General features: G+C 72.5%; 27 protein-coding genes. 14 read left to right on the top strand and 13 right to left on the bottom strand.

Annotated features, from left to right (window positions below; genetic code table 11):
- Positions 1–39 precede the first annotated feature (39 nt).
- The 8 genes from ACFP3V_RS02525 to ACFP3V_RS02490 all read right to left on the bottom strand — a co-directional run bounded on the left by ACFP3V_RS02525 (position 40) and on the right by ACFP3V_RS02490 (position 9,947).
- Entirely contained in the window at positions 40–2,262 is a 2,223-nt protein-coding gene (locus ACFP3V_RS02525; RefSeq protein ID WP_380579238.1) for an RNA degradosome polyphosphate kinase, read from the bottom strand.
- A 119-nt stretch (positions 2,263–2,381) separates the two neighbouring features.
- The gene (gene mshD / locus ACFP3V_RS02520) at positions 2,382–3,245 is read right to left on the bottom strand and encodes a mycothiol synthase (protein WP_380579175.1); all 864 of its coding nucleotides are present in this window, start codon (positions 3,243–3,245) and stop codon (positions 2,382–2,384) included.
- A 109-nt stretch (positions 3,246–3,354) separates the two neighbouring features.
- A complete protein-coding gene (locus ACFP3V_RS02515) occupies positions 3,355–4,626 on the bottom strand; it encodes an MFS transporter (RefSeq protein ID WP_380579173.1) in 1,272 nt (423 codons plus the stop codon).
- 44 nt (positions 4,627–4,670) lie between these two features.
- Positions 4,671–6,158 (bottom strand): sensor histidine kinase, encoded by a 1,488-nt coding sequence (locus ACFP3V_RS02510; RefSeq protein WP_380579171.1) that lies wholly within the window; start codon positions 6,156–6,158, stop codon positions 4,671–4,673.
- A complete protein-coding gene (locus ACFP3V_RS02505; RefSeq protein WP_380579169.1) occupies positions 6,155–6,880 on the bottom strand; it encodes a response regulator transcription factor in 726 nt (241 codons plus the stop codon). The genes ACFP3V_RS02510 and ACFP3V_RS02505 overlap by 4 nt, the downstream gene beginning before the upstream one ends.
- Before the next feature lie 81 nt (positions 6,881–6,961).
- Positions 6,962–8,047 carry a S1C family serine protease gene (locus ACFP3V_RS02500; RefSeq protein ID WP_380579167.1) on the bottom strand — a complete coding sequence of 362 codons (1,086 nt, stop codon included), beginning with the start codon at positions 8,045–8,047 and terminating at the stop codon, positions 6,962–6,964.
- 66 nt (positions 8,048–8,113) lie between these two features.
- Positions 8,114–9,148, bottom strand: coding sequence for a LacI family DNA-binding transcriptional regulator (locus ACFP3V_RS02495; RefSeq protein WP_380579165.1), 1,035 nt, complete (start codon positions 9,146–9,148; stop codon positions 8,114–8,116).
- A 73-nt stretch (positions 9,149–9,221) separates the two neighbouring features.
- Entirely contained in the window at positions 9,222–9,947 is a 726-nt protein-coding gene (locus tag ACFP3V_RS02490) for a response regulator transcription factor (RefSeq protein ID WP_380579163.1), read from the bottom strand.
- Between the two features lie 183 nt (positions 9,948–10,130).
- Here ACFP3V_RS02490 and ACFP3V_RS02485 point away from each other — a divergent pair, with 183 nt between their 5' ends.
- The 8 genes from ACFP3V_RS02485 to ACFP3V_RS02450 all read left to right on the top strand — a co-directional run bounded on the left by ACFP3V_RS02485 (position 10,131) and on the right by ACFP3V_RS02450 (position 16,120).
- The gene (locus tag ACFP3V_RS02485) at positions 10,131–10,937 is read left to right on the top strand and encodes an alpha/beta hydrolase (RefSeq protein ID WP_380579161.1); all 807 of its coding nucleotides are present in this window, start codon (positions 10,131–10,133) and stop codon (positions 10,935–10,937) included.
- 46 nt (positions 10,938–10,983) lie between these two features.
- Positions 10,984–11,268 carry a ubiquitin family protein gene (locus ACFP3V_RS02480; RefSeq protein WP_380579159.1) on the top strand — a complete coding sequence of 95 codons (285 nt, stop codon included), beginning with the start codon at positions 10,984–10,986 and terminating at the stop codon, positions 11,266–11,268.
- A gap of 1,135 nt (positions 11,269–12,403) precedes the next feature.
- Entirely contained in the window at positions 12,404–13,489 is a 1,086-nt protein-coding gene (locus ACFP3V_RS02475) for a hypothetical protein (RefSeq protein WP_380579157.1), read from the top strand.
- An 82-nt stretch (positions 13,490–13,571) separates the two neighbouring features.
- On the top strand, positions 13,572–14,213 hold the full coding sequence (locus ACFP3V_RS02470; RefSeq protein ID WP_380579155.1) for an LmeA family phospholipid-binding protein: 642 nt from the start codon (positions 13,572–13,574) through the stop codon (positions 14,211–14,213).
- Between the two features lie 197 nt (positions 14,214–14,410).
- The gene (locus tag ACFP3V_RS02465) at positions 14,411–14,491 is read left to right on the top strand and encodes an Ms5788A family Cys-rich leader peptide (RefSeq protein ID WP_380579237.1); all 81 of its coding nucleotides are present in this window, start codon (positions 14,411–14,413) and stop codon (positions 14,489–14,491) included.
- 184 nt (positions 14,492–14,675) lie between these two features.
- Entirely contained in the window at positions 14,676–15,512 is an 837-nt protein-coding gene (locus ACFP3V_RS02460) for a sulfurtransferase (protein ID WP_380579153.1), read from the top strand.
- Positions 15,513–15,549: 37 nt separating this feature from the next.
- Complete coding sequence (locus ACFP3V_RS02455; protein ID WP_380579151.1) at positions 15,550–15,840, top strand: DUF1416 domain-containing protein; 291 nt, start codon at positions 15,550–15,552, stop codon at positions 15,838–15,840.
- 82 nt (positions 15,841–15,922) lie between these two features.
- Positions 15,923–16,120 carry a DUF3099 domain-containing protein gene (locus tag ACFP3V_RS02450; RefSeq protein ID WP_380579149.1) on the top strand — a complete coding sequence of 66 codons (198 nt, stop codon included), beginning with the start codon at positions 15,923–15,925 and terminating at the stop codon, positions 16,118–16,120.
- Positions 16,121–16,129: 9 nt separating this feature from the next.
- Here ACFP3V_RS02450 and ACFP3V_RS02445 read toward each other — a convergent pair whose 3' ends face one another.
- Positions 16,130–16,492, bottom strand: a complete 363-nt coding sequence (locus ACFP3V_RS02445) for a DsrE family protein (protein WP_380579147.1) — start codon at positions 16,490–16,492, stop codon at positions 16,130–16,132.
- A gap of 233 nt (positions 16,493–16,725) precedes the next feature.
- On the opposite strand from ACFP3V_RS02445, the gene ACFP3V_RS02440 reads away from it, so the two are divergent.
- The 3 genes from ACFP3V_RS02440 (at position 16,726) to ygfZ (ending at position 18,818) form a co-directional block, all read left to right on the top strand.
- Positions 16,726–17,310 carry a heme-binding beta-barrel domain-containing protein gene (locus tag ACFP3V_RS02440; protein ID WP_380579145.1) on the top strand — a complete coding sequence of 195 codons (585 nt, stop codon included), beginning with the start codon at positions 16,726–16,728 and terminating at the stop codon, positions 17,308–17,310.
- An 84-nt stretch (positions 17,311–17,394) separates the two neighbouring features.
- Positions 17,395–17,844: a Fur family transcriptional regulator gene (locus tag ACFP3V_RS02435; protein WP_380579143.1), complete on the top strand. Its 450-nt coding sequence runs from the start codon at positions 17,395–17,397 to the stop codon at positions 17,842–17,844.
- Between the two features lie 5 nt (positions 17,845–17,849).
- Positions 17,850–18,818 (top strand): CAF17-like 4Fe-4S cluster assembly/insertion protein YgfZ, encoded by a 969-nt coding sequence (gene ygfZ / locus ACFP3V_RS02430; RefSeq protein WP_380579235.1) that lies wholly within the window; start codon positions 17,850–17,852, stop codon positions 18,816–18,818.
- Positions 18,819–18,848: 30 nt separating this feature from the next.
- Here ygfZ and dtd read toward each other — a convergent pair whose 3' ends face one another.
- Positions 18,849–19,274, bottom strand: a complete 426-nt coding sequence (gene dtd / locus ACFP3V_RS02425; protein ID WP_380579141.1) for a D-aminoacyl-tRNA deacylase — start codon at positions 19,272–19,274, stop codon at positions 18,849–18,851.
- Between the two features lie 211 nt (positions 19,275–19,485).
- Between dtd and ACFP3V_RS02420 the strand changes: the two genes are divergently transcribed.
- On the top strand, positions 19,486–19,989 hold the full coding sequence (locus ACFP3V_RS02420) for an RsiG family protein (RefSeq protein WP_380579140.1): 504 nt from the start codon (positions 19,486–19,488) through the stop codon (positions 19,987–19,989).
- A gap of 44 nt (positions 19,990–20,033) precedes the next feature.
- Positions 20,034–20,993 (top strand): asparaginase, encoded by a 960-nt coding sequence (locus tag ACFP3V_RS02415; RefSeq protein WP_380579138.1) that lies wholly within the window; start codon positions 20,034–20,036, stop codon positions 20,991–20,993.
- 208 nt (positions 20,994–21,201) lie between these two features.
- Here ACFP3V_RS02415 and ACFP3V_RS02410 read toward each other — a convergent pair whose 3' ends face one another.
- Together ACFP3V_RS02410 and mshA are read right to left on the bottom strand one after the other, a co-directional pair.
- Positions 21,202–21,729 carry a type III secretion system chaperone family protein gene (locus ACFP3V_RS02410; RefSeq protein ID WP_380579136.1) on the bottom strand — a complete coding sequence of 176 codons (528 nt, stop codon included), beginning with the start codon at positions 21,727–21,729 and terminating at the stop codon, positions 21,202–21,204.
- The gene (mshA, locus tag ACFP3V_RS02405) at positions 21,726–23,030 is read right to left on the bottom strand and encodes a D-inositol-3-phosphate glycosyltransferase (RefSeq protein ID WP_380579134.1); all 1,305 of its coding nucleotides are present in this window, start codon (positions 23,028–23,030) and stop codon (positions 21,726–21,728) included. The genes ACFP3V_RS02410 and mshA overlap by 4 nt, the downstream gene beginning before the upstream one ends.
- Positions 23,031–23,167: 137 nt before the next feature.
- Between mshA and ACFP3V_RS02400 the strand changes: the two genes are divergently transcribed.
- A complete protein-coding gene (locus tag ACFP3V_RS02400; RefSeq protein ID WP_380579132.1) occupies positions 23,168–23,980 on the top strand; it encodes a class I SAM-dependent methyltransferase in 813 nt (270 codons plus the stop codon).
- An 81-nt stretch (positions 23,981–24,061) separates the two neighbouring features.
- Here ACFP3V_RS02400 and ACFP3V_RS02395 read toward each other — a convergent pair whose 3' ends face one another.
- Positions 24,062–24,610: an O-acetyl-ADP-ribose deacetylase gene (locus ACFP3V_RS02395; protein WP_380579130.1), complete on the bottom strand. Its 549-nt coding sequence runs from the start codon at positions 24,608–24,610 to the stop codon at positions 24,062–24,064.
- Positions 24,611–24,767: the final 157 nt, after the last annotated feature.

Here is a 24,767-nt window from a genome sequence, read left to right as displayed (position 1 = left end):
GTGCGTAAGTCCCCGTGATCCGTCTGAGTCGGGCGGTCGTCAGTCACTGGCCGCGGTCCGGCTGCGGCGGCGGGAGTCGATGAACAGTTCCTGGACGTTGCGCAGCGGCTTTCCGTCCGCGTCGTGGGAGTGGCGGGTCCACGAGCCTTCGGGGCCCAGGTGCCAGGAGGAGGTGTCGTCGGCCATGCCGAGTTCGATCAGCCTGGTCAGCTCGGCGCGGTGGCCGGGGTCGGTGACCCGGAGCAGCGTCTCGATCCGGCGGTCGAGGTTGCGGTGCATCATGTCGGCGCTGCCGATCCAGACTTCGGGGTCGCCGCCGCCGGCGAAGACGAAGACCCGCGAGTGCTCCAGGAATCGGCCGAGGACGCTGCGCACCCGGATGTTCTCGGACAGGCCGGGGACGCCGGGCCGGATCGCGCAGATGCCGCGCACCCAGACGTCCACCGGCACGCCCTCCTGGGAGGCGCGGTAGAGGGCGTCGATGACGGCCTCGTCCACGATCGAGTTGACCTTGATCTGCACCCGGGCCGGGCGGCCCGCCCGGTGGTGGGCGATCTCCTCGTGGATCCGGGAGACCAGGCCCTGCCGCAGCGAGCGGGGCGCGACCAGCAGGCGCCGGTACGACTCGCGGCGGGAGTAGCCGGAGAGCCGGTTGAACAGGTCCGAGAGGTCCGCGCCGACCTGCGGGTCGGCGGTCAGGATGCCCAGGTCCTCGTAGAGCCGGGCGGTCTTCGGGTGGTAGTTGCCGGTGCCGACATGGGCGTAGCGCCGCAGCGTGTCGCCCTCCTGACGGACCACCAGGGAGAGCTTGCAGTGCGTCTTCAGCCCGATCAGGCCGTAGACGACGTGGCAGCCGGCCTCCTCCAGCTTGCGGGCCCACTTGATGTTGGCCTGCTCGTCGAAGCGGGCCTTGATCTCGACCAGGACCAGCACCTGCTTGCCGGCCTCGGCGGCGTCGATCAGCGCGTCCACGATCGGCGAGTCGCCGGAGGTCCGGTACAGCGTCTGCTTGATGGCCAGCACGTTCGGGTCGGCGGCGGCCTGCTCCAGGAAGGCCTGGACGGAGGTGGAGAAGGAGTCGTAGGGGTGGTGCAGCAGCACGTCCCGCTCGCGCACGGCGGCGAAGATGTCGGGCTGCGACGCGGACTCGACGTCCGTCAGGCCGCGCGCGGTGACCGGCACGAACGGCTGGTACTTCAGCTCCGGGCGGTCCAGGGACGCGATGGCGAAGAGGCCGGTCAGGTCCAGCGGGCCGGGCAGCGGGTAGACCTCGGCCTCGGAGATGTTGAGCTCGCGGACCAGCAGGTCCAGTACGTAGGGGTCGATGGACTCCTCGACCTCCAGCCGGACCGGCGGACCGAAGCGCCGCCGCATCAGCTCCTTCTCCAGGGCCTTGAGGATGTTCTCGGTGTCGTCCTCCTCGACCTCGAGGTCCTCGTTGCGGGTGACCCGGAAGGCGTGGTGCTCCAGCACCTCCATGCCCGGGAACAGCTCCTCCAGGTGCGCGCCCATCACGTCCTCCAGCGGGACGTAGCGCTGCGGCGACGCCTCCAGGAAGCGGTTGAGCGACTGCGGCACCTTGACCCGGGCGAAGTGCTTGTGGCCGCTGACCGGGTTGCGGACCACCACGGCCAGGTTGAGCGAGAGCCCCGAGATGTACGGGAAGGGATGCGCCGGGTCCACCGCGAGGGGGGTCAGCACCGGGAAGATCTGCTGCCGGAACAGCGTCAGCAGCCGGCCCTGCTCCTGGTCGGTCAGCTCGTTCCAGCGCACCAGCTCGATGCCCTCGGCGGCCAGCTCCGGCAGCACGTCCTGGTGGAAGCACGCGGCATGACGGGCCATCAGCTCGCGCGACCGGGTCCATATCAGGTCCAGCACCTCGCGCGGCTGCAGGCCGCTGGCGCTGCGCTGGGCGACGCCGGTGGCGATGCGGCGCTTGAGGCCGGCCACCCGGACCATGAAGAACTCGTCCAGGTTGGACGCGAAGATGGCGAGGAACTTGGCCCTTTCGAGCAGCGGCGTCTCCGGGTCCTCCGCGAGCTCCAGCACCCGCTCGTTGAACGCGAGCCAGCTGCGCTCCCGGTCCAGGAACCGCCCGGCCGGGAGCTCGTCCGCCGGCGTGGCCAGTTCCGCTCGGCCGAGGGAGTCGGGGACGCGCACCGTGGTGGCCGCGTTGGGCTGAAGGGGGTACGCGGGGCGGGCGGACATGTCGGGCAGCTCCTCCGGCGTGGCCTCATCCGGTGCGGGCTCCACGAAGGGCATCGTCAACGGCCGGTGCCCGGGTCGCGGAGCCTGTACGGATTGCATTTCGTGATCTTTGCAACGGCGTCTGAACTCAAGGTAAATACAGCGTGGCCTGCAGGAAAGCTGAGCCCGACGCGTCAGCTGCGGACCCGGTACTGCAGGTCCACCTCGTGCAGCGTGAAACCCAGTCCTTCGTACACCCGGACCGCCGCGGTGTTGTCGGCGTCCACGTACAGCAGGACGGCAGGGAGCCCGAGGGTGTCGCCGAGGTGGTGCAGTCCGACGGACGTCAGCGCCTTGCCCAACCCGTTCCCCTGTTCGTCAGGGCTCACACCGACCACGTAGACCTCGCCCAGGCCGTCCTCCGCCTTGGTCCAGTGGAAGCCGACGAGCACGCCGCCGCGCTCGGCCAGGAAGAAGCCGCGCGGGTCGAACCACGGCTCGGCCTCGCGCTCGGTGAGGTCGCGCAGGGTCCATGACCCCTGCTCGGGATGGTGGGCGAAGGCCCGCGCGTTCAGCGCGAGCCAGGCCTCCTCGTCCTGCCCGGGGACGAAGGTGCGCAGCGAGACCCCGGCGGGGACGGGAGGGAGCGCCTGGTCGAAGGGCAGCGGGCGCCGCATCTGCCGCAGCTCGCGGACCAGCTCCAGCCCGGCCTCGTCGGCCAGGTGCCGGGCGGCGGGATGGCCCCCGTGGGCCCACACCTGCTTGGCGCCCTCCTGCAGCACGCCGACGAGCAGCGCCTTCCCGAAGCCCCGGCCCCGGCGGGCCGGGAGGACGACCAGCTCGGCGGTGTCCTCCGCGTCCAGCTGCGCGTAGCCGACGAGCTCGACGCTCTCGTCGCACTGCAGGAGGTGCCGGACGCCCTCGCGCGGAGCGCGCAGGTTCAGCCGCCCCGCCTCGGAGACGGCGTGGCGCCCGTCCTTCTCGGCGGCGAGCGCGAGCAGGGTCGCGACGGCCTCCCGCTGCGCGTCGTCCAGCGCCTTCACGATCACAAGGTCCATGCTCGGAGCCTACGTTCCGTTGCGCGGCCCGTCAGGGGCGCCGGGCGGTCGCCCGGGGTGCGACTCGGCCGCGTGGGTGCGACCGGCCCGCTTCCGTGGTGGTCCGGCCTCACCTTCCGGTCGGACCACCCGGGGCGGGGCTCCCCGCGCTGGGGGCGCCTCCCGCCGTGGCGGCATCCCGGGCCGAGGGCCGGGGGAGGGTGGTCCCGCCCCCCGCCCGCCCCGAGCGGGGCGGCAGCGTCCCGATCGCGGTCAGGGCACACGCTCCGGCCACCGCGAAGGCGGGGCCGTAGCCCGCGGCGGCGATCAACGCTCCGACGACGGGCGGGCACAGACTCGCCGTCAGGTTCTGGCCGGTGTTCTGGACGGCCAGCGTGCGGCCCGCCCAGTGCGGGCCGGCCAGCTCGGCCACCGAGGTGAAGGACAGTCCGTTCGTGCTTGCCGAGAGCCCGCACAGGACGATCAGCACGGGCACGGCCACCCACCTCACGTGGGCGAACGCGGCCAGCAGCAGGCACAGTGCGCCCACGGCCACCGCCAGCGTGCGCATCGGCCGCAGCCGGGAGCCGACCCGGTCCGACCACTGCCCCGCGCCGACCCGGCAGACCGCCGCGAACGCCTGCCCCACCGCCATGAACTGACCGGCCGTCACCGCCGACCAGCCGCACACGTCCGTCAGGTAGACCAGGCCGAACGCCCCGACCGTGAACTGCGGCCAGACCATCAGCGCGCTCGCCCCGTGGATCCGCCACAGCCGGGCTTCCCGATAGGGCGAGCGCGGGCGCTCACCGCCGGCCGGCGACTTCGGCGGGCGCGGCGGGTCCACCACGCACAGTGCGACCAGCACGGCCATCAGACCGCACAGCCCGGCCGCGAACGCCAGCGCGCCACGCAGGCCGTAGGCCTGGGCCAGCGGGGGCATGGTCACGGCCGCGACCAGCATGCTCAGCGGCGTCGACGTCTGCCGCAGGCCCATCGCCAGCCCCCGCTGCTCGGGCGGGAACCAGCCCAGGACGACCCGTCCGCTCGCCGCCGAGACGCTCGCCCCGGCGGCTCCCGCCAGGGCGAACAGCAGGGACAGCAGCGCCAGCCCGTGCGCGGCCGGCGTCGCCGCCAGGGCGACCGTCCCCAGCCCGAGGCCCGTGGTCAGGACGATCCGCTCGCCCCAGCGGTCGGTGGCCGCGCCCCAGGCGTAGAGCGCGAGCAGCAGCCCCGCGGTCGGCGTGGCGACCACCGCCCCCGCCTGGGCGAGCGTCAGGTGCTCGGCGGAGCGCAGTTCCGGGATCAGGTAGGGCAGCCCGTAGACGAAGACGAACGCGCTGGTCTGGGCGGCGGTGCCCAGAGCCAGCATCAGCCAGCGATTCGGAGGGGGAGCGTCCATGCCCGCCATGATGGTCCGTCATCCATATGGCGGGACAATTGATTTCACATCGTGGACGGAAGTTCCGGGAGTTCCGGCAGCTCCGGCGGCGGTGTCGGGGCGCCGGGCAGCCGGACGGTGGCCAGCGCGCCGGGGGAGACGGTGGCGAGGGAGACCTCGCCGCCGGCGTCCCGGATCGTCTGCGCGACGATGGCGAGCCCGAGCCCGGACCCGGGCAGCTGCCGGGCGGAGGGCGACCGCCAGAACCGCTCGAAGACGTGCGGCAGATCCTCGACGGGGATACCGGGCCCGTGGTCACGGACCGTCAGCTCGCCGAACTTCAGCCGGACTTCGATGGTCCCCTCGGCCGGGCTGAACTTCACGGCGTTGTCGAGCAGGTTGATCACGGCGCGTTCAAGGGTGTGCGGATCGGCCCGCACGAACCAGGGCTCCAGTCGGACGTCGAACCTCAGCCCCGGCCCGCGCAGCCGGGCACGTTCGAGCGCACGGGTGACGATGTCGTGCAGCGCCACGACCTGGAGCGGGGAGGCTCCCTTGGGCCGGGCGGGGCGGGAGAGTTCCAGCAGGTCCCCGATGAGCGTGGACAACTCGCCCATCTGCGCCTTCATGTTGCGCAGGAGCCTGCTGTGCGTCTCCGCCGGGAGCGCCCGCCCGGTCTCCTCACTGCGGACCAGGAGGTCGACGTTGGTGCGGAGGGAGGTGAGGGGTGTGCGCAGCTCGTGCCCCGCATCGGCGATCAGCTGGGACTGCCGCTCCCGGGAGGAGGCGAGGGCGGTGCTCATCGAGTTGAACGACTCCGAGAGCCGCGCGATCTCGTCCTTCCCCTCGACGGGGATGGTGGTCCCCAACTCCTCGGTCCGGGCGATGTGTTCCACGGCCTCGGTGAGCTTGTCGACGGGGCGGAGCGCGGCCCGGGCGACCCAGGCCGCCAGTGCGGCCGCCCCGAGGATCACGATGAGGGCCACCGTCGCGAGGATGATGGCGAGGGTCGTCAGCGCGTGGTTGACCGGCTCCAGCGACGCGGAGAAGGCGACGGCGGCCGTGGTGGTGCCCACGGGGTTGCCGTTGGCGTCGTAGAGGACGAACTGGCCCAAGCTGACCGTGTAGACGAGCACGGGGGTGCCCGCTTGCGTCTGCCCGGTGTGCAACGTGGTGGCCGGCTGGCGGTCGGTGCCCTGGCTCTTGGCCACGTTCCGGTCAGCCTGGGTGATCACTACGGCGCGTTTGTCATTGGTAGGACAGGACTTGCCGTTCGCGACGATGACGGTCGGGGTCGTCTTCGCCTGGTCGAAGGGCTGCCCTCCGGCGCACCACTGGTCGATCTTGCGCGACAGGTTCGGGTCGCTTGTGCTGGTCGGTGCGTTCTGCTGCAGGCTGTCCCGCACCTGGTTCATCATCTGCTGCTTCGCGAAGAACCAGCTCGCGAACGCGAACAGCACCACCGCCACCGCGACCGCCGCCGCCGTCAGGACCGCCAGCCGACCGCGCAGCGGCATCCGGGAGAAGCGGCTGTGACGTGCGTCCTCGCTCATGACGCACGCAGGGCGTACCCGACGCCCCTCACGGTGTGGACGAGGCGGGGCAGGCCGCCGGCCTCGGTCTTGCGGCGGAGGTACATGACGTACACGTCCAGCGAGTTGGACGTGGGTTCGAAGTCGAAGCCCCAGACCGCCTTCAGGATCTGCTCCCTCGTCAGCACCTGCCGCGGGTGGGACAGGAACATCTCCAGCAGCATGTACTCGGTCCGCGTCAGCTCCACCGGCTTGCCGGCCCGGGTCACCTCGCGCGTGCTGGTGTTCATCTCCAGATCCTCGAACCGCAGCACCTCCTCCGGCTCCTTCTCGCCCGCGCCCCCGCGCACCAGCGCGGAGCGCCGCAGCAGGGCGCGCACCCGCGCCAGCAGCTCGTCGAGTTCGAAGGGCTTGGCCAGGTAGTCGTCCGCGCCCACGTCCAGGCCGGTGACGCGGTCGCCGACCGCGTCGCGCGCGGTGAGCATGAGCACGGGCACGCTGTCGCCCCGGGCGCGCAGCCGCCGGACGGCCGTGAGGCCGTCCATGCGCGGCATCATGATGTCGAGCAGGACCAGGTCCGGCTGCCGTTCGGCCACCGCGTCCAGGGCCTCCAGGCCGTCGGACGCGGTGGTCACCTCGTACCCCTCGAAGGCGAGGCTGCTCTCCAGCGCGTCGCGCAGGGCGGGCTCGTCATCCACGACCAGGATGCGGGCGGCGGCCTCGCCCTCGGCGGCGGCAGTCATGTCTGGTTCCTCCGTCGGTTCCAACGTCTCGGCGTTCTCGGCGCGTCCGTGTGCTCTTGGGCTGATTGTCCGTCACCGGCCTCAGCTGGTGATGTTCTTCCCGGCCTGCAGGTCGCCCAGCACGGCCTTCACCGCGTTGATCGGGATGGCGAAGCCGAGGCCCACACTGCCCGCGGAGCTGGAGCCGCTGCCGCCGGAGGAGCTGTCGCTGTACATCGAGGCGTTGATGCCGACGACCTGGCCCGAGCTGTTGAGCAGCGGCCCGCCGCTGTTGCCGGGGTTCAGCGAGGCGTCGGTCTGGATGGCGTAGTACGTCGCGGTCTGGCCGGAGGAACTGCGGTTGTTGCCCTGCTGGCCCTGCCAGAACGGCAGTCCGAAGCCGCCGTTGTCCTGGGTGGTGGACTCGCTGACGTCCACGGTGACCTTGCGGTTGAGCGCGGAGACGATGCCCGAGGTGACGGTGTTGGTCAGGCCGTCCGGGTTGCCGATGGCGACGACGGAGTCGCCGACCGCGACCTTGCTGGAGTCGCCGAGCGAGGCGGTGGTCAGGCCGGAGACGTTCTGCGCCTTGATCACCGCGACGTCCAGGCTCGCGTCGGTGCCCACGATGGTGGCGGTGGTGGTCTTGCCGTCGCTGAACGTGATCTTGATGGTGGCGTCGCCGCCCACCGCGCTGGAGATCACGTGGTAGTTCGTCAGGATCTGCCCGGTGGACGTCAGCACGATGCCGGTGCCGAGATCCTCGCCGTTGCCCGTGGTCACGGTGATGGTGACCACGGCGGGGGTCACCGCCTTGGCGATCGCGGACACGTTGGTGGAGCCCGTGCTGTCCGAGGTGACCACGGCGGAGGTGCTGTAGTCGCCGGCGTTGGCGCGGTTCTGCGAGCCGATGACGCCGCCGGCCGCGCCGCCCGCGAGGGCGGAGATGACCGCCACGGCGGCGACGAGCAGGGCGGGCTTGGTGAGGAGCTTGCGCTTCTTCGCGGCCGGGGCCTCCTCCGCAGCGAGGGCGGCGCCCTCGACGGTGGGCGGCTCGGCGCTGAAGTCGGCCTGGTAGTAGTACCCGGTGCTGGGCGCGGGCGCCGGGGTCTGCGGCGCGTACTGCGGCATCGGCGGCACGGGGGTGTGGTCCGGCTCGCCTTCGGGGTTCCGGTGCATCTCGCTCATGGCATCAACGATCGACCGCTCTTATGAGAACCCTCTGAAAGCGTCGTCAGAACGCCGCGAGAAACCCTACGGCGTGCAGCCGCAGCTGCGGCGCACGACCAGTCGGCTGGGGAAGCGGCGGATGCGGGGGGTGTCCGAGCCGGGGACGAAGAGGCTGTCGTCGAGGACGAGGTCCACCGCCGCGCGGGCCATGCCGTCGCGGTCGGACGCGATGGTGGTCAGCGGAGGGTCCGCGAACGCCGCCTCCTTGATGTCGTCGAAGCCGATGACCGCCAGGTCCTCCGGCACCCGGATGCCCAACTCCCTTGCGGCGCGCAGCACTCCGATGGCCTGGTCGTCGGTCGAGCAGAACAGCGCCGGGGGCCGGCCTGCGGGGTCCGCCAGGACCCGGAGGGCGACGTCGTAGGCGCCGTAGCGGGAGAAGGGGGCGTCGATCAGGCGTCCCTCGGTGGGCACGCCGGACGCGTCCATCGCGCGGCGCCAGCCCTCGATGTGGTCGATCACCGGGTCGCCGGGCGCCGGGGCGTTGACCGGGCCGCCGAAGCAGGCGACGTAGGGGTGCCCGTGGTGCTCCAGCAGGTGACGGACCGCCAGTTCCGAGCCGCCGATGTCATCGGTGACGACGGCGATGTCGCCGGAGGTGTCCGGTCGCCGGTGCAGCAGCACGACCCGGGCGTCGCCGTGGGCGGCGATCTCCGCGTCGGCGCGCTCGCTGGGACCCTCGCTGATCAGGATGAGCCCGGCGACGCGCATGCCCAGGAAGGCGCGGACGTAGTGGATCTCGCGGTCGCCGGTGTAGTCGGAGTTCCCTATCAGCACGATCTTGCCGCGCTCGGAGGCCACGCGTTCGACCGAGTGGGCGAGCTCCGCGAAGAAGGGCTGGCGGGCGTCGGGGACGACCATGCCGATCAGGTTGGTACGGCGGCTGGCCATCGCCTGCGCCACCGAGTTCGGGCGGTAGCCCAGCTCCTCTATCGCGGCCAGCACCCGCTCCCGGGTCGCCGGGGCGACCGGGCGCGGGCCGTTGTTGATCACATAGCTCACGACCGCGGTCGAGGTACCCGCGAGCCGGGCAACGTCGTCGCGGGTCACCTTGGGCACGCGCGTAGTTTAACCGGCGTGTCGAACGGCCGTCAGTATGGCCGCATCCTGGGACGGCCGTATCGGCGGGCGCTCAGAGCTCCACGTCGGCGCGGTCCTCCGCCTCCGCGCGCGGCTGCTCCTTGTCCTTCTCCGGCACCACGAAGCGGTAGCCGACGTTCCGGACGGTGCCGATCAGCTGCTCGTGCTCCGGCCCGAGCTTGGCGCGCAGCCGGCGGACGTGGACGTCCACCGTCCGGGTGCCGCCGAAGTAGTCGTAGCCCCAGACCTCCTGCAGCAGCTGCGCGCGGGTGAAGACCCGGCCCGGGTGCTGTGCGAGGTACTTGATGAGCTCGAACTCCTTGAACGTGAGGTCGAGGACGCGGCCCTTGAGCTTGGCCGAGTAGGTGGCCTCGTCGACGGAGAGGTCGCCGTTGCGGATCTCCATCGGGCTGTCCTCCTGGACCACCTGCATCCGGCCCAGGGCCAGCCGCAGCCGGGCCTCGACCTCGGCCGGTCCGGCGGTGTCCAGCAGTACGTCGTCCACGCCCCAGTCCGCGGTCACCGCGGCCAGGCCGCCCTCGGTGACCACGAGCAGGACGGGGGCGCCGGGGCCGGTGGAGCGCAGCAGCTGGCACAGGCTGCGGGTGTGCGGCAGGTCGCGCCTGCCGTCGATCAGGATCACGTCGGCGCTGGGGGTGTCCACCAGGGCGGAGCCCTCCGCGGGGGCCACTCGCACGTTGTGCAGGAGCAGACCGAGCGCGGGGAGGACTTCTGCGGACGGTTGCAGGGCGTTGGTCAGCAGCAGCAGAGAACTCATCCCGGGGCGTCCCCTTTCCGGGCAGGCCGGTGACTCCTTCGTGGCCCCGGGCGGCGTACGACTCTGGACGTCTCCGAGGGTGCTTACGGATGTCGCACGCGTATCCGCAAGGTGTTCACAATGCGCAAAAGGACCCGGGGGCGACTCTGCCCGGATCCTTCATGGGACAGGAGAATAGCCGACATGGACCGCGCGGCGAAGAGTCAGTTCAGAAGTCAAAATCACATTTCCGAGTGGTCTACACCAATAGAAGCGCAGTTGAGCACGGCCGACGGGGTCCGCGTCCACGCCGCCTACCGACCCGGAACGGGGCAGGCCAGGGACACCGCCGTGGTGGTCGCGCACGGCTTCACCGGGGCGGTGGAGCGGCCCGCCGTCCGCCACGTGGCAGAGGTGTTCGGGGGTTGGGCCGGAGGAGTGGTCACCTTCTCGTTCCGGGGGCACGGGCGCTCGGGCGGCCGCTCGACCGTCGGCGACCGCGAGGTGCTGGACCTGGACGCGGCGGTCGGCTGGGCGCGCTCGCTGGGTTTCCGACGGATCGGCACCGTGGGCTTCTCGATGGGCGGCGCGGTCGTCGTCCGCCACGCCGGCCTGTACGGAGGGGTGGCCGCGGTGGCCGCGGTCTCCGCTCCCGCGCGTTGGTACTACCGGGGGACGGTGCCGATGCGCCGCCTGCACTGGGTGGTGCAGCGGCCCCTCGGCCGGGTGGTGGGGCGGGTCGGGCTGCGGACGCGGATCGACCCGCAGGAGTGGCGGGACATCCCCGTCCCGCCGGTGGTCGCGGCGGCGGCCGTCTCCGTCCCCTTCCTGATCGTGCACGGTGACCGGGACGCCTACTTCCCGCTCGACCATCCGCGTTCCCTGCATGCGGCGGCCCCGGACTCGGAGCTGTGGATCGAGCCGGGCTTCGGCCACGCCGAGAACGCGGCGGAGGACGCCCTGCTGGAGCGCATCGGGGAGTGGCTGGCCAAGGCCGCTCCGACCGGCTGACCTGGGCGGCGTGACTCCCGGCGGGGCTTGCGGCGATGATGGCCCGATGCACGAGAGATCCACGACAGGCGCCGTGACGGGAGTGATCCGTTACTGGGCGGCGGCGAAGGCCGAGGCCGGCACGGCGGAGGAGCCCTACCGGGCCGCGACGCTCGCCGAGGCGCTGGACGCCGCGCGCGCTGCCCGGACGGACCGGCCGCGGTTCGCGCAGCTGCTGGGGGTCTGCTCGTTCCTGGTCGACGGCGCCCCGGCAGGCGGCCGCGACCCTCGCACCATCGAACTGACCGAGGGCGGCACGATCGAGGTGCTGCCCCCCTTCGCAGGCGGGTGACCAGCGCGTGTCCCAGTACTCCTCCGGCTTCCCCATCGACCCGGACCCCGAGCGCACCGCGTACCTGCCACCCGTCCCGCCGGCACCGGGGGCGCCCGGGGCACCACAGGCGCCCGTCGCGCCGGAGCAGGGGTACCTCCCGCCGAGCCCGCCCGCCGGGTGGGCCCCGGCTCCGGCCCCGGCGCCGGAGCCGCTCGACCAGACCGCGATCATGCCGCCCATCCCCGCGCAGGGCGATCCGTACGGCTACGCCCCGGCCCCCATCCCGGGCTGGGACGCCCCGGCGGCCCACCCGCAGGGCACTCCGGCCCCCCTGACGGGCACTCAACTGCCCACGCCGGGGCCTGCCATGACCCCTCCCGGCGGCATCCCGGGCTGGGACGCCCCGCCGATCCCGGCGGCTGACAGCCCCGTCGCCCCGGGACCCTTCGCCCCGCCGGGCCCTCCGTCGCACTCCGGCCTCCCGGCCGGTCCTGACCAGAGCAACCCCCCGGGCATCCCGGGCTGGGACGCGCCCGCCGTTCCCGCTGCCGACGGTCCGTCGGTCGCAGCTGGCTTCCCCGCGCCGTCGGGTGCGGTGCCGCAGGGCGGCCCGGGTCACGGTGCGCCCGGGGCGGCCGGTCCGCTGACCGAGGGTCAGCTGGGGGGCCGTCACGGTTCGAGGCACGGCGATCCGGCTGGGCCGGGGAGTGCCGATCGCCTGGCGGCCGGCGCGCACCTGCAGCCTGCCGGCGTCCCGGGCTGGGACGCGCCTGCCGTTCCTGTCGCTGACGGTCCGTCCGTCCCGGGGGGCTTCCCTCCGCCGGTGGGCGCGATGGCTCAGGGCGGCCCGGGACAGGGTGTGCCCGGGGCTGCCGGTCCGTTGACGGGGGGTCAGGTCGGTGGCCGTCACGGTGCGGTGCCGCAGGGCGTCTCGGGTCACGGAGGCGCGGCAGTGGTCGGCACCGCCGGTCCGGAGGTGGGCGGCCCGCAGGTGCCGCCTGCCGGGGAGGGCATCCCGGGGTGGGACGCGCCTGCCGTTCCTGTCACCGGCGAAGCGTCCGGGGGCGGGGGACCCGTGTGGGGGGCAGCCGCCGCGCCTGGGGGGCTGACGGGTGGTCAACTGCTCGAAGCGCCGGGGGAGTCGAGCGCGGAAGTGAGCTTCGTCGGGGCGGCCGGCTGGGCTGACGCGCCGGTGACGTACGGGGAGCCCGCCTCGCTGCGGGAGCGGTTCGCCAACGCGGAGCCGACCGGTCCTGCCGGGCAGACGGTGGCCCGTCCGCTGGAGCCCGGTCCGGGGGGCTCGCTGCGCGAGGCCTTCGCCAACGCCGAGCCCACCGGTCCCACTGGTCCTGCTGGTCCTGCTGGTCCTGCTGGTCAGCCGACGGCCCGTCCGCTGGAGGCCGCGCCCGGGGGCTCGCTGCGCGAGGCCTTCGCCAACGCCGAGCCCACCGGGGCGCCCGCAGCGCCGGCAGCACCTGCCGCCGCCGCGCCTGCGGCCCGGCGGACCGGGTCGCCGATCATCGACCCGGGCGTGCAGCCCGCCGCGCTGACCGCGGCGCTCGGCGTCCTGCTCGCGCTCGGCAGCCTGCTCGGGCGGCCGGGGCTGCTGCTGCCCGTGGTCGCGCTGCAGGCCGTCACCGCCGCGGGCTGGTTCCGGCTCAACGGCATGTGGCCCGCTCGCCAGGGCATCGCCCTGGCCTTCCTCGGCGGGCTGGTCGCGGACGCCGCGATCCTGGTCGGGGCCGGTACGGCCGCCCAGGCGATCACAGGGACCCTGGGCGCGTTCTTCCTCCTGGTCCTGGTGCTGCAGATCTTCCGCCCCAGCGACCCCGCCGAGCGCTTCGCCGCGCTGACCGTCAGTGCCTCGGCCACCGTGGTCACCCTGCTGGCCGCCGGGTTCCTGGCCGCACCCGCCCACGCGGACGTGCTCCCGGGCGCCCTCGGGGCCGCCGCCGCGGCTGCGGTGTCGGCGGTGCTCAGGTCCCCGGCCAAGCTGGGCTTCGTCGCGGGCGGCTTCGCCGCCGCCGCCCTCGGCGGGCTCGTCGGTGCGCTGGGCGGCGTGGGGGCGGGTGGGGGGCTCTTCCTCGGCCTGGCCGCCGGCCTGTGCGGCCTGCTCGGCCGTCGCGTGGCCGCATTCGACTGGCCGTCGCGGTTCGTGCACATGACGGCCGGCGTCGCGCTCCCGCTCGCGCTGGCCGGACCGGCGGTCTACCTGGTCGGCCTGCTGCTGGCGAAGTAGCGGCAACCGGGGCGGCGCGTCCGCGCGTCCCCTCTCGCACCGAGTCGAACGCTCGAACGCCTCGAACGGAGAAGAGAGAACCATGCGCGGACTGCGGCGCCTGCTGATCCTCCTGCTCGTCCTGTTCGCCCTCTTCGCGGTCGCGGACCGGGTGGCCGTGCACTTCGCCCAGGACCAGGCGGCCAAGCAGCTGCAGAGCCAGCGGCACCTCGCCGCCAAGCCCTCGGTGAGCATCGAGGGCTTCCCCTTCCTGACCCAGCTGATCGGCTCCAAGTTGGACGAGGTCAGGGTGAGGGCGGACGGCATGACCGTGGACCACGGCGTGCGGCTGAAGTCCTTCAGCGCGGACCTCAAGGGCGTCAAGGTCTCCAGCGACTACTCCAGCGCCGTGGCCGACTCGGCCACCGGCACCGCGCTGATCTCCTACGCCGATCTCACCGCCGCGCTCCCGGACCACCCGGCCGTCTCGTACGCGGGGCCGGGCAAGGTCAAGGTCTCGGTCAGCGTGGACCTGCCGATCGTCGGCAAGCAGGACCTCTCCGGGACGGTCTCGCCCACCGTCCGGGACGGATCCATCAGCTTCGCGGGCCTGGACGGCATCGCGCCCACCCTCGGGCTGTCCGGGCTGCCGAAGAACCTGACGTTGGAGTCCGTGTCCCCGCAGCCGGACGGCGTCGCGGTGACCGTGGCGGGCACCCAGGTGGCCCTCACCGCGAACAGCTGAGCGGGCGAACAGCTGTCCACACCCTGAGACGCACCGTCCGCCAGGGGATCGAGGAGCGGGCGGCCGCCGCGTTCCGTGCGCCGTCCGCCACCGCACGGGGCGAGTTGAGTGACCGTCATCCCGCATCCTGGATTGATCGTTCTCATTATCCAAGACGCCGATGACAGCGGCCCGTCCGGTTCCCTAGCATCGACCTCATGAAGCGACAGGCAGATCTCACGAAGCGGCGGGCAGTCGACCTGTGCCGCGTCGCCGCCTGCCTCTGTCGTCTGCGCTGACCGGGGCCTTCTCCCACGTCCGGCAAGGCCCCACGCCGCCGGGGTGCGGCGCGTCCCGCGCCCGCCGCCCCTCCATGCAGCACCTTCACGTCAGACATCTCGCCGCGCGTCCCACGATCCGGACGGATCGTTCGTGCCCGCGTGCGGCAAAGCTTCCGCAACTGCCCCGGAGGAGAGAACTCCCATGAGCCGTAATGACGTCCTGGTCAGCGCCGACTGGGTCCAGGAGCACCTGGACGACCCCAAGGTCGTCGTCGTCGAGGTCGACGAGGACACCAGCGCCTACGAGAAGAACCACATCCGCAACGCGGTGCGCATCGACTGGAAGCAGGACCTCCAGGACCCGGTCCGCCGCGACTTCGTGGACCAGGCCGGCTTCGAGAAGCTGCTCTCGGAGAAGGGCATCGCCAACGACGACACCGTCGTCCTGTACGGCGGCAACAACAACTGGTTCGCCGCCTACGCCTACTGGTACTTCAAGCTGTACGGCCACGAGAACGTCAAGCTCCTCGACGGCGGCCGCAAGAAGTGGGAGCTCGACTCCCGCGACCTGGTCGCCGAGGTCCCGGTCCGCGAGGCCACCGAGTACAAGGCCAAGGCCCAGGACACCTCGATCCGCGCCTTCCGCGACGACGTCGTCGCCGCGATCGGCAGCCTGAACCTGGTCGACGTCCGTTCGCCCGACGAGTTCTCCGGCAAGCTGCTGGCCCCCGCCCACCTGCCGCAGGAGCAGTCGCAGCGTCCGGGCCACGTGCCGACCGCGCGCAACATCCCGTGGTCCAAGTCGGCCAACGACGACGGCACCTTCAAGTCCGACGAGGAGCTGAAGGAGCTGTACGAGGGCGAGGGCGTGGACCTGGCGAAGGACACCATCGCCTACTGCCGTATCGGTGAGCGCTCGGCCCACACCTGGTTCGTGCTGCACGAGCTGCTCGGCCAGCCCAACGTCAAGAACTACGACGGTTCCTGGACCGAGTACGGCAGCCTCGTCGGCGTGCCGATCGAGCTCGGCTCCAACTGAGCCCAACCGAGCAGCGACTGATCAGGAGTCAGAAGACATGTGTGGAGCGAAGGCCGGCGGCCCGGATCTGGCAGGAGTTGACGTGGCCAACGAGACGATCATCCAGGGTTCGGTGACCCGCGACGGCGAGCCGGTCAACGGCTACGTGCGGCTGCTCGACGCGAGCGGCGAGTTCACGGCCGAGGTGCCCACCTCGGCGACCGGCCAGTTCCGCTTCTTCGCGGCTCCCGGCCAGTGGACGCTGCGCGCGCTCGTCCCGGGCGCCACGGTGGACCGCGCGGTGGTGGCCCAGCAGGGCAACCTCACCGAGGTCGCCATCGCCGTCTGACCCGGCGACGGCAACGGCACGACGCGGAACCCCGCCCGAGTGGGCGGGGTTCCGCGCGTTCCGGGCCGGGGATGCTGACGGTATGCAGTCCCGACGCAGGCACGCCTACTTCGCCCTGATGGGCACCTGCGTGCTGCTCATCCTGCTGGCGTGGAACGTCGTCCGGCTGGTGTCGGTGCCGGCGGCCATCGCGATGAGTGTCGTGGCCATGGTGATCCCGCCGGTCGCGGCGATCGTGGCCAACCGCAAGGGGCCGGACGACCGGTGGTGGGACGAGTGACCGTGCCGGTCAGTAGACCAGCGCCTGCACCCCGTCCTGCATGATCTCGCTGACGAAGACCTGGGCCCCGGCGATCCGGACTCCGTCCAGGACGTCCGCCTGGGTGATCTCCCGCCGGGCCGCGCACTGCGTGCAGAGGGTGACCTGGCCGCCCGCGATCAGCGCGTCCAGCAGCTCGGGCAGCGGCGCGGCGTGCGGGAGTTCGAACTCGGCGGCCCTGCCGGGCAGCGCGAACCAGCTGGACTCCCCGGTGAGCCAGAGCGAGACGTCCACCCCGCTGGCGAGCGCGACGGAGGCCACCGTGAACGCCTGCGAGCACCGCTCCGGCGCGTCCGCGCCGGCGGTCACCTTGACGACGAGCTTCTTCGACATGCCGGTCACCATAGTGCCGACCGGGCAGCGGGCAGGGCCGCCGGGCAGGGTCGCTGGGCAGCGGGGATCGCGGCGCGACTAGAATCGGGCCTGCCCCGAATCCCTCATCGCAGAGGACACCCGAATGTCTGGCCTCGAGATCTTCTTCGACGTTCTGCTCGGCGTCATGGCCGTCGCGATCATCTGGTTCGCGTACTACTCCGTGAGCAAGCTCTTCCAGGGCCAGCGCTGACATGATCGAGATCCCCTCCGACCTGCACAAGGACCTCGTCTCGCTGGCCTTCCTGCTCGGCACCTGGGAGGGCGCGGGCGTCCACGACTTCCCGGGCGCGGAGAAGTGCAACTTCGGCCAGGAGCTGATCTTCCGTCACGACGGCCGCGCGTTCCTCGAGTACCGCTCCCGCACCTGGGTGCTGGACGGCGAGGGCAACAAGGTCCGTCCGCTGGAGAACGAGACCGGCTTCTGGCGGGTCACCAGCAACCAGCACGGCGCCCAGGGTGTGCGTGAGATCGAGTTCTCCTCGGTCCGCGACGACGGCACCGTCGAGATCTGGTACGGCGAACTGGCCGACGGCAAGCCGCAGATCGACCTGGCGACCGACGCCGTGGCGCGGATCGAGGGGGGCCCGCAGTACAGCGGGGGCAAGCGGCTGTACGGCCTGGTCAACGGCGAGCTGATGTGGGTGGGCGAGAAGTCCGCCCCGGAGGTGCCGCTGCGGCCCTACATGTCGGCCCAGCTGAAGAAGGTGCTCAACCCGGCCCAGCTGGTCAAGGACGTCAACGACCTCCCGGACGACGGCATCGCGTTCTTCCGCTGAGGTCACCTGCGTCCCGCATCCCCATAGACTCGGGATGCGGGACGTTCCGGTTCCCAGGACTGTGCGCGCAGAGGGGCGAGTGACGTGAGCGGCATCGACTGGCAGACGGACCTGCGCCAGCGCGGCTACCGGCTCACGCCGCAGCGGCAGCTGGTGCTGCAGGCCGTGGACACCCTGGAGCACGCCACGCCGGACGACATCCTGAACGAGGTGCGGCGCACCGCCTCCGGCGTCAACATCTCCACCGTCTACCGGACCCTGGACCTCCTGGAGGAGCTGGGCCTGGTCTCCCACGCGCATCTGGGCCACGGCGCGCCGACCTACCACCTGGCCGACCGCGACCACCACATGCACCTGGTCTGCCGGGACTGCGACAAGGTCACCGAGACCGACGTGGAGCTGGCCGCGCCCTTCGTGGAATCCCTGCGGGCCGCCCACGGTTTTGAAACCGACATGAAGCACTTCGCCATCTTCGGCCGCTGCGCCGAGTGCACGGCGAAGAGGACGGCCAACGCGAAGGACGCCGCATCGTGACCGCTCTGACCGCCAGCCCGCTGCTCGACCTGCCCGGCGCGGTGGCCGCCGACGGCGTGGACGCGCCGGTCGCCGCCCACTACGGCGACCTGTTCCGCGAACAGCGCGCGCTCGCGCGCGGCGAGGGCTTCGTCGACCTCTCGCACCGCGGCGTCGTCACCGTCTCCGGCGAGGACCGGCTCAGCTGGCTGCACCTGCTGCTGACGCAGCACGTCAGCGAGCTGCCCCCGGGGCAGGCGACCGAGGCGCTGATCCTCTCCCCGCACGGACACATCGAGCACGCGCTCTACCTCGTGGACGACGGCACGACGACGTGGATCCACGTCGAGCCGGGCACGCAGCAGGCGCTGCTGGCCTACCTGGAGCGGATGAAGTTCTTCTACCGGGTCGAACTGGCCGACGCCACCGCCGAGTTCGCGGTCGTCCACCTGCCGGCCGGGAACGCCGCCGAGGCGCCCGCGTCCGCCGCCGTCCGCGAACTGGCGTACGGGCGGGACCTGTTCCTGCCCCGTGCGGAACTGGCTGCGGCCGTCCGGGACTTCGGCCCGCCCGCGGGCCTGTGGGCCTACGAGGCGCTGCGGGTCGAGGCGCACCGGCCCCGGCTCGGCTTCGAGACCGACCACCGGACCATCCCGCACGAGCTGGGCTGGCTGGAGAGCGCGGTCCACCTGAACAAGGGCTGCTACCGCGGCCAGGAGACGGTCGCCCGGGTGCACAACCTCGGCCGTCCGCCGCGCCGCCTGGTCTTCCTGCACCTGGACGGCACCGAGGAGGTCCTGCCCGCGCACGGCGATCCGGTCCGGCTGACCGCGGACGGCCCCGAGGGCCGCCCGGTGGGCTTCGTGACCACGGCCGTGCGTCACCACGAGCTGGGCCCGGTGGCGCTGGCGCTGGTCAAGCGGAACGTCGCCGTGGACGCCCCGCTGCTGGCGGGTTCGGTGCCTGCGGCGCAGGAGGTCGTGGTCGAGGCCTGACCCTCGGGCGGAGCTGGGCCCGAGCTCCGGTCAGAACTCGAGGAGGACCGTGAACGGGCCGTCGTTGACCAGCGAGACCTTCATGTCCGCGCCGAACACGCCGGTCTCCACCGTCGCGCCCAGGGCCCGCAGTTGGGCCACGACCTCGTCGACCAGCGGCTCGGCCACCGGACCGGGCGCGGCGGCGTTCCAGGTGGGGCGGCGGCCCTTGCGGGCGTCCCCGTAGAGCGTGAACTGGCTGATCACCAGCAGCGGCGCGTTCAGGTCGGAGCAGGACTTCTCGCCTTCGAGGATGCGCAGGCCCCACAGCTTGCGGGCCAGCAGCGCGGCCTGCTCCGCGGTGTCCTCGTGGGTGACCCCCACAAGGACGCACAGCGCCGGACCGAGTACCGACCCGACGACCTCGCCGTCCACCCGGACCGACGCCTCACTGACCCGCTGCACCACTGCTCGCATGCCTGCCATTGTCCAGGACCGGCACGGTGGCCTGTCGGGGGGTCGGTTCGTGCACGGGCGCGTTTTCTCCCGGGCGCGCTTCCGGTCCACCCGTGTGGACGGCCGTTGCGCAGGCGCGATGCGCCGGTCGTATGAGCCACCCCAATTCGCCAGGGGCCGAACGGGTTCAGGCGGCCTGCGAAACCACGGTGGGGGATGGCACCATGCACGCGTGGCCCCTACCGACGAGTTCGCCGCGCTCAGCCTGGGCGCCCTGCGCATCCTGCGCAGGCAGGCCCAGGAGGCGGAGGCGGACCTCTCCTACCTGCGCCGGCTTCTCCAGGGCCGGGTGGACATCCTCCGCGCCGAGCTGGCCCGGCGCAGCGGCAGCGTGCCGCCGCCCGACACGCTGCTGCAGCAGCTACCGGAGATCCTGGCCGACGGCCCGTCCGCGGTCCGCCGTCCCGCGCGGCACCTGACGCTGAACACCCCGCGCACCGAGGAGTACCAGGCGCTGGCGGACGAGATCATGGCCGACATCGGCCTGGCCGACCTGCGCACCCAGTCGGACGAGCAGCTGCACGCCGCCTGCATCCGGCTCACCGCGCACGAGCGGACCATCTCGCTGCGCCGCAGCGAGCTCCAGCGGACGGTGGACGGGTGCAGCACGGAGATCACCCGCAGGTACCGTGAGGGGGAAGCACACGTCGACGACCTCCTCACCGGGGGGCCGTAGACGACTGTCCCCTCGCAACCCGTGAGCCCGGAGGCACCACCCTCATGCCCGAGCAGTTCTCGCCCGCCCCCGTCCTGGCCGAGGTCGTCCGGTCCGGTTTCGTCGAGGGGGTGCACCGCGGCTCGCTGGTGATGCTGGCCGCCGACGGCTCGGTGGAGTACAGCCTGGGCCGCCCCGAACTGCCCGTCTTCCCGCGCTCCAGCAACAAGCCGATGCAGGCGACGGCGCTGCTGCGGTCCGGCCTGGAGCTGGACGGCGAGCTGCTGGCGCTGGCGGCGTCGAGCCACACTGCAGAATCGTTCCACCGGGACGCCGTGCGGAAGATCCTCGCCCTGGCCGGCCTGGACGAGTTCGCGCTGCGGACGCCGGCCGAGTACTCCATCGACCCGGTGGAGCGCGAGCTGTGGATCCGTCAGGGAGGCCACGAGCAACCGATCCTGATGGACTGTTCGGGAAAGCACGCGGCCATGCTGGCGACCTGCGTCGCCAACGGCTGGGACACCGAGAGCTACCTGGACCCGGCGCACCCGGTGCAGGTGGCCGTCCATGACACGCTGGTCGAGCTTGCGGGCGAGCCCGTCGAGACCGTGGGCGTGGACGGGTGCGGGGCCCCGCTGATGGCGCTGTCGCTGGTGGGCCTGGCCCGGGCTTTCCGCGCACACGTCCTGGCGGCGGAGGGCACCCCCGAACGCCGGGTCGCGGACGCCATGCGCGCCCACCCGGAGTACGTCGCCGGCACGCGGCGGCTGGACACCGCGCTGATGCGCGGAGTGCCGGGCGCGCTGTCGAAGATGGGCGCGGAGGCGGTCCAGGCCGTCGCCCTGGCGGACGGCCGCGCGCTGGCTTTCAAGATCGACGACGGCGCGGGCCGCGCGACGGGACCCCTGCTGGGCGCTGCGGTGCGCCGGTGGGGACTCGGTGATGCGGAGTTGCTGGCGCGCTTGGAGCATTCGCCCATCCTCGGCGGCGGCCACGAGGTCGGCACCGTCCGCGCCACGATCTGACCCAGAGGGGACCGCAGGCCCCGTAAGGGCCGCGAGGCTGTAGGCATGTGCGGCTCCGCCGCGTAGGCGCGAGCGCCGCGGCGGAGCCGACCCGCACATGGGGACGGACCTCCCCGAGTGTTGGGCTGATCGCGCCCACGCGGCGGAGCCGCACATGTCCGCAGCCTCTCGCCCCCGTGCGGGGCCTGCGGCCCCGAGGCTGTGCCTCCTACGGGGCCGGCGGCCCCGGGTCGGGCTGGAGGTTGGTGAAGGCTTCCAGATTGCGGGTTGACTCGCCGCGCTTCAGGCGCCAGTCCCACTCGCGGCGGATCGCACTCTCGAACCCCATCGCCAGCAGCGCGTTGAAGGGCTCGTCGGCGTTCTCCAGCACCGCGCCCAGCAGCCGGTCCGTCTCCTCGGGCGTCACCGCCGCCAAGGGCATCCGCCCGACCAGGTAGACGTCCCCCAGCCGGTCCAGGGCGTAGGCCAGGCCGTACATCTTCGCGTTGCGCTCCAGCAGCCAGCGGTACACGCCCTCGAAGTTCTCGTCCGGGCGCCGCACCACGAAGGCGTTGACCGACAGCGTGTGCTCGCCGACCCGCAGCGAGCAGGTGGTGGAGAGCTTGCGCGTCCCCGGCAGGGTGGCCACGAAGGTCCAGGGGTCGCCCTCCGGCTGGTCCCATGGGACGCCGGCCTCGTCGAGGGCCTTCCGGACGATCTCCGCCGCTGCGGCCCGCTCATCTCCCTGTGCGCTCATGACGCAGACGCTACCGCCGCGCGCTGCAGCGACCACGCGGACTCCCGGTAGACCTCCGCCGTCGCGCGGGCCGCCGTGTCCCAGCCGAAGGCCGCCGCGTGGCGGGCCGCCGCGCGGCCCTGCCGCTCCGCGAGGCCCGGGCGGTCGACGTAGCGTCGCAGCACCCGCGCCCAGTCGCGCGGGTCGTGGCCGCGGACGAGGAAGCCCGTCTCGCCGTCGCGCACGGCGACCGGCAGGCCGCCGACCGCGGCGGCCACCACCGGGGTGCCGCAGGCCTGGGCCTCCAGGGCCACCAGACCGAAGGACTCGCTGTGCGAGGGCATCACCAGGGCCGTCGCGGCCCGGTACCAGTCGGCCAACTCCCGTTGCCCGACCGGTGGTTGGAAGCGCACCACGTCACTGATGCCGAGCGCCGCCGCCAGCTTCTGCAGCGCCTCGGGCTCGGCAGTCCCGCTCCCGCTGGGGCCGCCGACGACGGGGACGACGAGGCGGTCGCGGAGGTGCGGGTCCTCCTCCAACAACAGGCCCACCGCATGCAGCAGCACGTCGGGGGCCTTCAGGGGCTGTATGCGCCCGGCGAACAGCAGTACCACCGCGTCCCTCGGCAGGCCGAGCCGGGCGCGGATATGGCTGACGGCGTCACCCACGGCCCCGGTCGGGGTGGCCGTGGCGGGGCGGAAGACCTCCAGGTTGACGCCCGGGTGCACGACGGCGAGCTGCTCGGAGCGGGCCCCGTAGTGCAGGGCGAGCTGCTCGGCCTCCTCCCGGGTGTTGGCGATCAGCCGGTGCGAGGCCTCGACGACCTGGGACTCGCCGATGATCCGCGCGGCCGGCTCCGGGCAGTCGCCCTCGGCCAGCGCCGCGTTCTTGACCTTGGCCATGGTGTGCATGGTGTGCACCAGGGGCACGCCCCAGCGGTCCGCGGCCAGCCAGCCGACCTGCCCGGACAGCCAGTAGTGCGAGTGGACGACGTCGTACCAGCCCCGGCGGTGGCCCGCCTCGGTGCGCAGCACCCCGTGTGCGAAGGCGCACAGCTGTCCCGGAAGATCCTCCTTGACCAGCCCCTCGTACGGCCCGGCGGTGACGTGCCGGACCAGGACACCGGGCGCCAGTTCGACCAGCGGCGGCAGGTCGGAGGAGGTGGCCCGGGTGAAGATCTCCACCTCGGTGCCCTGCGCGGCCAGGCGCTTGGAGAGCTCGACGATGTAGACGTTCATTCCTCCGGCGTCGCCCGTTCCGGGCTGGTGCAGCGGGGAGGTGTGCACGCTCAGCATGGCGACACGGTTGGGCGTTGTGGCCACCGCGTATCGTCCTCTCGTCGTCTGTCGTGTTCCGCGCTGCCGGCCCCGAAGGTCCCGGGGTCCGGGCGCAGCACAGGCTTCAGTCCCTCAACACGGGCGTCCGGCCGCTGATTCCCACGCCCGGTACCCTGCCTGACGTGGTCGAACGCAGCAGGAGCGGGAAGAAGCCGGTCGGCGCGGTGACCCGGGGGACGACCAATCCGAACCGGCTGCGCCGCCAGGACCGCTGGATCGCCCACACGCTGGCCCGGCCGCTGCGGCTCGCCGCTGAGCCGCCGGTCGCGGTGGACCTCGGCTACGGCGCCGCGCCCTGGACCGCGGTCGAACTGTACGGGCGGCTGGCCCGGGTGCGGGCCGACGTCCGGGTGGTGGGCATCGAGATCGAACCGGACCGGGTGGCGCTGGCCCAGCGCTGGGCGCGGCCGCCGGGGCTCAGCTTCCGCCGCGGCGGCTTCGAGGTGCCGCTGGACGCCGGAGCCCGCCCGCTGCTGATCCGGGCCGCCAACGTGCTGCGCCAGTACGACGAGGAGCAGGTGGCTGCCGCCTGGTCGCTGCTGTGCTCCCGGCTGGCGCCGGGCGGCCTGCTGGTCGAGGGGACCTGCGACGAGATCGGCCGCCGCCAGGTCTGGGTGGCGCTGGGACCGGAGGGGCCGCGGACGCTGACCTTCGCGGCGCGGCTGGCGGGATTGGAGCGACCGTCCGAGCTGGCCGAGCGGCTGCCCAAGGCGCTGATCCACCGCAACGTGCCCGGTGAGCCGGTGCACGCCTTCCTGCGCGACTTCGACCGGGCCTGGGCCGCCGCCGCGCCGTACGCCGACTTCGGCGTCCGGCAGCGATGGATCGCGACGGCCCGAGCCCTGGCGGCGGACTGGCCGCTGACGGATGGTCAATCCCGATGGAGGCTCGGTGAGTTGACGCTCCGTTGGGACGCGGTGGCACCGCGCGGCTGACGCGCGCCCGCGCGGTGTTCGAACGCCTTCACGAAGTTCACTCGAACGAGTTATCGAATTCTCTGGTGGATTGACGCCCCGTCAGTCCACCATGGACCCGTGCAGCAACTCGTGCCACACCCTCTGGAACACCCCGAACGCTTCCCCGTCGAACAGTACGAACCTGGCCTCCTGGATGCTGCGCAGCGCACCACCGGCCTCCCGTACCGTCCCCAGCGCGATCCGCGCCGCCCCTTCCATCGGCCACCGGTAGACCCCCGTCGAGACGGCGGGGAAGGCGATCGTCCGCGCCCCGAGCCCGTCCGCCACCCGGAGCGACTCGCGGTAGCAGGAGGCGAGCACGCCCGCCAGCTCCTGCCCGCGCGCCCGGTCGTACACCGGGCCGACGGTGTGCACCACCCAGCGTGCCTGCAGCCGGCCCGCCGTCGTCGCCACCGCCTGCCCGGCGGGCAGCCCGCCGCCGTAGTGCCCGGCGCGCAGCGCCCGGCACTCGGCCAGGATCTCCGGGCCGCCCTTGCGGTGAATCGCGCCGTCGACACCGCCGCCGCCCAGCAGCGAGGAGTTGGCCGCGTTGACGATCGCGTCCACCTGCTGCTGTGTGATGTCACCCTGAACCAGCGTGATCTCCATCACCGCCGCCTCCGTCCCTCTCGTCCCGTCTTCACCGCTTCTTACCTGCCTGCCGCCGTGCAGACGCGGCCCCCGAGCTGGGGAGAGGGTGTGGAGATCGCTCTCCGCCCGTCGGCCGCCGGTCCGATCATGGTGTCTCATGGGCACTGCATGCCGT

This window comes from Streptacidiphilus monticola, from assembly GCF_042658505.1.
Classification (GTDB): Bacteria; Actinomycetota; Actinomycetes; order Streptomycetales; family Streptomycetaceae; genus Streptacidiphilus; species Streptacidiphilus monticola.
The sequence above is the reverse complement of the archived record's forward strand: the minus strand, read 5'-3'. Positions and strand labels throughout refer to the sequence as shown.